Annotated in this window: 4 protein-coding genes and 1 pseudogene; 4 read left to right on the top strand and 1 reads right to left on the bottom strand. The window is 61.0% G+C overall.

Features of this window, described 5'->3' with window-relative positions; translation table 11 throughout:
* Nucleotides 1-475: 475 nt before the first annotated feature.
* Genes CWC60_RS00850 through CWC60_RS00835 form a run of 4 tightly spaced genes read left to right on the top strand, consistent with a single transcriptional unit; the run spans nucleotide 476 to nucleotide 5335 of the window.
* The gene (locus CWC60_RS00850) at nucleotides 476-1768 is read left to right on the top strand and encodes a C4-dicarboxylate TRAP transporter substrate-binding protein (protein ID WP_109792168.1); all 1293 of its coding nucleotides are present in this window, start codon (nucleotides 476-478) and stop codon (nucleotides 1766-1768) included.
* Between the two features lie 29 nt (nucleotides 1769-1797).
* Nucleotides 1798-2355 (top strand): TRAP transporter small permease, encoded by a 558-nt coding sequence (locus tag CWC60_RS00845; RefSeq protein ID WP_109792167.1) that lies wholly within the window; start codon nucleotides 1798-1800, stop codon nucleotides 2353-2355.
* Between the two features lie 12 nt (nucleotides 2356-2367).
* Nucleotides 2368-3675, top strand: coding sequence for a TRAP transporter large permease (locus tag CWC60_RS00840; RefSeq protein WP_109792166.1), 1308 nt, complete (start codon nucleotides 2368-2370; stop codon nucleotides 3673-3675).
* Nucleotides 3676-3694: 19 nt separating this feature from the next.
* Nucleotides 3695-5335 carry an AMP-binding protein gene (locus CWC60_RS00835; RefSeq protein ID WP_206419696.1) on the top strand — a complete coding sequence of 547 codons (1641 nt, stop codon included), beginning with the start codon at nucleotides 3695-3697 and terminating at the stop codon, nucleotides 5333-5335.
* A 307-nt stretch (nucleotides 5336-5642) separates the two neighbouring features.
* Here the strand turns inward: CWC60_RS00835 and CWC60_RS00830 are convergent.
* Nucleotides 5643-5761: pseudogene (locus CWC60_RS00830) on the bottom strand (IS110 family transposase); the annotation flags it as partial.

Raw genomic sequence — 5761 nt, 5'->3', positions numbered from 1 at the left:
CTTGCCGATGAGTGGCCTGCTTTTACTCCGCCCAACTGGCCTGGAATTGCTCCGCCGTTGACAGTACCAGCGGCGGCTGCTCGCCGCTTCAGAGAACGACACCGCCTATTTCGAGAACCTCTTCAATGTCGGCTGGCCGGACGCGCCACACCGGGTCCTGCGCAACAGCACGGTCGATGCCTGGGAGCAAGCCGGTCGCCCACCATCAGGCAGCCGCCCGGGAGAAGGCGAGACCGTCGCCCGTGCGCCGTCGAGAGGCGACATCCCGCGCTACGGGGCTTATACGCCCGGCCACGACGCCGAAGGCGACATCGAAGCACTATCGATGTGGGCCGGGCAGTCGGTCGGCCTGACGGGCCGGGTGCAACCGGCCGCGGAGATTATCAGAGAAATATCCGAGGATGCGCGCAGAATCCTGCAGGGTTTTGCGGGGTAGGGCAGCCTGCTTGGGAGTAGCAGGTCGTTTCGAGCGTTCATGTCCATCGAGGAAGTGCCGACGGACAATGATGCAACCGGCTGGCCGGGCTCGGTGCTGTGCGATCTGGTGGGTAATCAGCACTCCCCAGCATCCCACACCTCAACCTCCTTGATGGGTGGCCAGCAAAAATCTACCGTGCGCCCAGATGTTCATTGGGGAGGAGACATCATGGCCCACGGCATGAAATCCGTGCTGGCAGCTGGCGCAATCGCGCTTGGCTCGGTTGCCTTCAACTCGGCCACACAGGCGGAAGAATTACGCATCGCTATCGGCTTGACCGGCGACAATGGTCTCGTGCGCGGCATGTACCGCTTCGCAGACGAGATCGAGACGCGCACCGACGGCCGCTATACCGGCAAGGTATTTGAGCTGTCGCTGCTGAACTTCGCCGAATCGATGACCGGCGTGCGCGACGGCATCGCCGATGTCGGCTATGTGGTGCCTGCCTATCACAGGGGCGAGTTTCCATACTTCAACATGCTGGTCGATTTCGCGACGGCAGGCGTCAATCCGGTCGCCATCGCTGGCGCGGCCAACGAGTATCTCGTCAACTGCGTCAAGTGCATGGACGAATATAAAGCTCAGAACCAAGTGTTCTTGGGCACATCGGTTATCGGGCCGTACTACATGATGTCGGTCGACAAGCTCACCAGTTTGAGCGACTTCCAGGGTAAGAAAATTCGGGGCTTCGGGCCCTTCGGCCGCTGGGTCGAGGCAATGGGCGCGACCGCCGTCGTCATCGGCGCCAACGATATTTACGAGGCAATCAGCCAGGGGCAGCTGGACGGCAACACCCATACGGTGGACGTGCTCAAGAGTCTGTCCATCGGCGAAGTCACCGACTATGTGCTGGATGCGCCGATCGGCGTCTATATCGGAAACAGCATGTTCAACCTGAACCGGGACGTCTGGAACGACCTTACCGAGGAGGACAAGAAGGCCTTCGTGATGGCCGGCGGCGCGGCCATAGCCTGGACCACCGCGCAGTACTGGAACGAGAACCAGGCGTTGCTCGAAGATCCGGGCCAAATGGGCGTCGAGGTGGTGCAACCCGAAGCCGATGTGCAGCAGGCGACGCAGACGTTCCGCGAGGGCGATCTCGCGACGGTGGCCACGCTGAACAAGGAGAAGTTCGGTATCGAGGATGCCGACGAGCAGCTTGCCCTGATCAACGGCTTGGTCGAGAAGTGGGTCAAGCTGACCACAGATATAGACGTCAACGACAAGGCGGCGGTGATCGACCTGTTCGCGAAAGAAATCTTCAGCAAGGTAGATCCCACGGAGCTTTGATCTCTTCACGCTCCGGGAAGGACTGAACCATGCACGCGCTGGGACGTCTGCTGGCGTGGATCGTCGCCGCCTCGACGATGGTCGGGGCGGCGGCAGTCATACTGATGATGCTGCAGATCGTGGCGGACGTATTGCTGAAAAATCTTATCAACGCGCCGATACCGGCCACCTCGCTCATCGTCTCACACTACTACATGGTGATCGTGGCCTATCTGCCGGTCGCGCTGTCAGAGAAGCTGAACAGCCATATTTCGGTCGAAATAGTCTTCCGGCATTTCTCCGAGCGATGGCAGAAGTTCGTGATCGGGATAGTCTGGCTGGTGTCAGCGTTGGTGGCCGGCGGTATCGCCCACCGTCTCTGGTTCGAGGCGTTGAAGAAGCTCGCTGTCGAGGCCAACGTACTGGAATCCGGTCTGAAGATCTTCATCTGGCCAAGCTATTTCGTGCTGCCACTCGGGTTCGGGCTGTTTGCGCTCGTGCTGCTCTACCGCTTCGCCTGCAGCGTGACGGGCCTGGCCAGCGGTCTGGGCGAGACGCCCGTCGATGCTGAGAGCAAGCAACTGCCAGCGTCACACGAACCCACCTAGGACGGTTCGCGGATGGAAAACGAAATCATCGGCCTGATCGGCCTGGGTGTACTCGTCGTCATGCTGATCCTGCGCTTACCCATTGGTATTGCGCTGATTCTGGTCAGCTTCGGCGGCATCTACGTGTTGATCGGCGGACGTCCTGCCTGGGGCATCCTCTCGGCTGTTCCCTACGACTTCGCGGCCAAATGGACGCTTTCATCGGTGCCCATGTTCCTGCTCATGGGCTTTGTCTCCTATCATGCAGGTCTCACCAAGAGCCTCTTCGACGCCTGCCGGAGTTGGATGGCACGCGTGCCAGGCGGGCTCGCCATCGCCTCTGTGGTCGGATCGGCCGGCTTCGCGGCCGTGACCGGATCGTCGGTCGCGTGCGCCGCTGCCATGGGCCGGATCGCCGTGCCAGAGATGATCGCGAAACGTTATGACGCGGCACTCGCCACTGGGACCATTGCTGCAGCCGGTACGCTGGGCGCGCTGATCCCACCGTCGATCCTGCTCATCCTATTCGGTGTGTTTGCCGAGGTGCCGATCGGCAAGCTCTTTATCGGCGGTGTCGGCGCCGGGCTGCTGACTGCATTTGCCTATGTGATGGTTATCTATGTGCGCACCAAACTGAACCCTTCATTGGCGCCGGCGCTGGATGCGCCACCGCCGATGAAAGAGCGATTGGCGCACCTGGCCGAAACCTGGCCGATCATCGCCATCCTGGTGGTCGTCATCGGTGGCATTTTCGTTGGTTTCTTCACGGCGACCGAAGCCGGCGCGATCGGCGCCTTCGCCGCAATCGTGATCTCGATGTTGAAGCGATCCCTGACGCGTGAAGCGTTCTGGAATGCAATCATTGAGACACTGACAACGACCGGAGCTCTTTTCCTGATCGCCGTCGGCGCGAACCTGCTGACCCGTTTTCTGGCATTGTCCGGCAGCGGGGAACTGATCGCTTCATCGATACTGGGACTCGAAGCCGACCCGCTCCTGCTGATCCTTGGCATCTCCATGCTCTATCTGCTGCTGGGAATGTTCCTTGATCCACTGGGGGCAATGCTTCTGACCCTGCCGGTGGTGCTGCCGGTGCTGGAGCGCAGCCATGTCGACCTGATCTGGTTTGGCGTCTACCTGGTGAAATTTCTGGAGATCGGGATGATCACGCCGCCGATCGGCCTCAACGTCTTCGTTATCAAGGGGGTAGTCGGCAATCTCGCCAGCCTTACGACGATCTTCCGCGGTATCATGTGGTTCCTGATGGCCGACGCCGTCGTGGTCACCCTGCTGATCGCCTTCCCCGGCATCATCACCTATCTGCCCGCCATGATGCAGTAGCTCAATGGAGGAGAACGTCATGACTGACGCCACTATCGATCCCCGCATGGCCCCGGCCGAGGTCTGCGTCACCCGCTCGCTGATCGACCGTCATGCCTCCGCTACGCCCGATAAGGTCTACGCCATCTTCCAGGACGGCACCGAATGGACCTATGCCGGCATGCAGGATCTGGTGCGACAGACCGCGCTGGGACTGCAGAAGCTGGGGGTCAAGCAAGGCGACCATGTCGTGAGCTGGCTGCCGAACGGGCCGGACGCGCTGTGCGTCTGGTTCGCCATCAACTATCTCGGTGCCGTCTATGTGCCGATCAATACGTCCTATCGGGGTGGCATCCTGGCCCATGTCGTGGACAACTCCGACGCGGACCTCATCGTCGCCCATGCCGGACTGGCGCCGCGCCTGGCCGACATCGATCGGGCGAAGCTGACGAAGATGGTAGTTCTGGGCGGCGAAGTGGCACCCTGCGCCGACCTGGAGGTGCATGGCGCTGACGCGCTGGCCCCCGCGGAAGGTGATCTCCAGCCGTTGGAACGCGAGATCATGCCCTGGGACACCCAATCGATCATCTACACCTCCGGCACGACCGGTCCGTCCAAGGGCGTTCTGTCGTCCTATCTGCACGCCTACACCACGGGCGCGGTCTATTCGAACCTGCCTGGCGAGGACGGCGAGCCGCTTATAACCTCCGACGACCGCTACCTGCTCAGCCTGCCTTTGTTCCATGTTGGCGGAACGCTGCCGGCGCACATCATGCTGGCGATGGGCGGCTCGATCTCCATTGTCGACGCTTTCAATACTCAGACCTTCTGGAAGACGGTGAAAGAGACTCGAGTCACCTTCGCCATCCTGCTTGGCGTGATGGCACAATTTCTCGCCAAGCAAGAGCCCGTCCCCGAGGAAAAAGACAACCCGCTTCGGACGGTCATGCTGGTGCCGTTCGATTTCGATCCGACCGAGTTCCGCGCCCGCTTCGACGTCCAGACGATAACGCTGTTCAACATGACCGAGATCTCGTGCCCGCTGATATCGCCGCTCAACCCGACGCTGCTGCACAGCGCGGGCACGCCCCGTGCGGGCGTCGAGTGCCGGGTCGTCGATGAGAACGATTGCGAGGTGCCGGTGGGCGAGGTGGGCGAACTGATCGTCCGAGCCGATTGCCCGTGGACCATGAACCACGGCTACTACAAGAACAAGTCAGCGACGGCTAGGGCTTGGCGCAATGGCTGGTTTCATACCGGCGACGGCTTCCGCAAGGACGCCGAAGGCAACTTCTACTTCGTCGATCGCATGAAGGATGCCATTCGCCGGCGCGGCGAGAACATTTCTTCCTTCGAGGTGGAAACCGAGGTGTTGGCTCACCCATCGGTCCAGGAATGTGCTGCAGTCGCCGTGAAGAGTGACGTCAGCGAGGACGAGGTGATGGTCGTTGTCGCGCCGGCGCCGGACAAGACAGTCGATCCAAAGGAGCTGGTCGAGTTCCTGATCCCGCGCATGGCGCATTTTATGGTGCCCCGGTATGTGAGAATTGTTGACGCGCTACCCAAGACACCGACTGAGAAGGTGCAGAAGGTGAAACTGCGCGAAGAGGGCGTCACCGAAGATACCTGGGACCGTGACCGCGCCGGCGTGAAGGTTAGTCGCGAAAAGCTGAATGCCTGATTTGGACTTTGTCATGTGTGGACGTATATGGACCCCGCCTGATTGCAACGATTTGGTTGGCTCTGGATCGGAGATCGCAATTGCGGACGTATATCCGGCTTCGTTGAGCGGCCCGAACATTCGTCGCCGCGAGCCCCGATGGATTTCCGCGTGCTTCCTCCTCAATGCCCCCGAGACATCGGCCCCTGCCGTGCCGGTCCACACATCAGGTTCTGGAAGCGATGGGAGCGACCCTTTCACCATCCCCAGCCAGGTTGCTGCAATATTCCGTCGATGGCCTTCCGCTTATGGCTGAAGCGCCGCCGGTTCAGCCTGCGACCGCGGCTCGTAGCGGTCGATATTCGGCATCATGCGCCAGGACCGACCAGACGATCCGGGCGTTCTTGTTGGCGAGCGCAACAGCGACGACATTCGGGTGCCGCCGTT

This window comes from Minwuia thermotolerans, assembly GCF_002924445.1.
Taxonomy (GTDB): domain Bacteria; phylum Pseudomonadota; class Alphaproteobacteria; order Minwuiales; family Minwuiaceae; genus Minwuia; species Minwuia thermotolerans.
The sequence above is the reverse complement of the archived record's forward strand: the minus strand, read 5'-3'. Positions and strand labels throughout refer to the sequence as shown.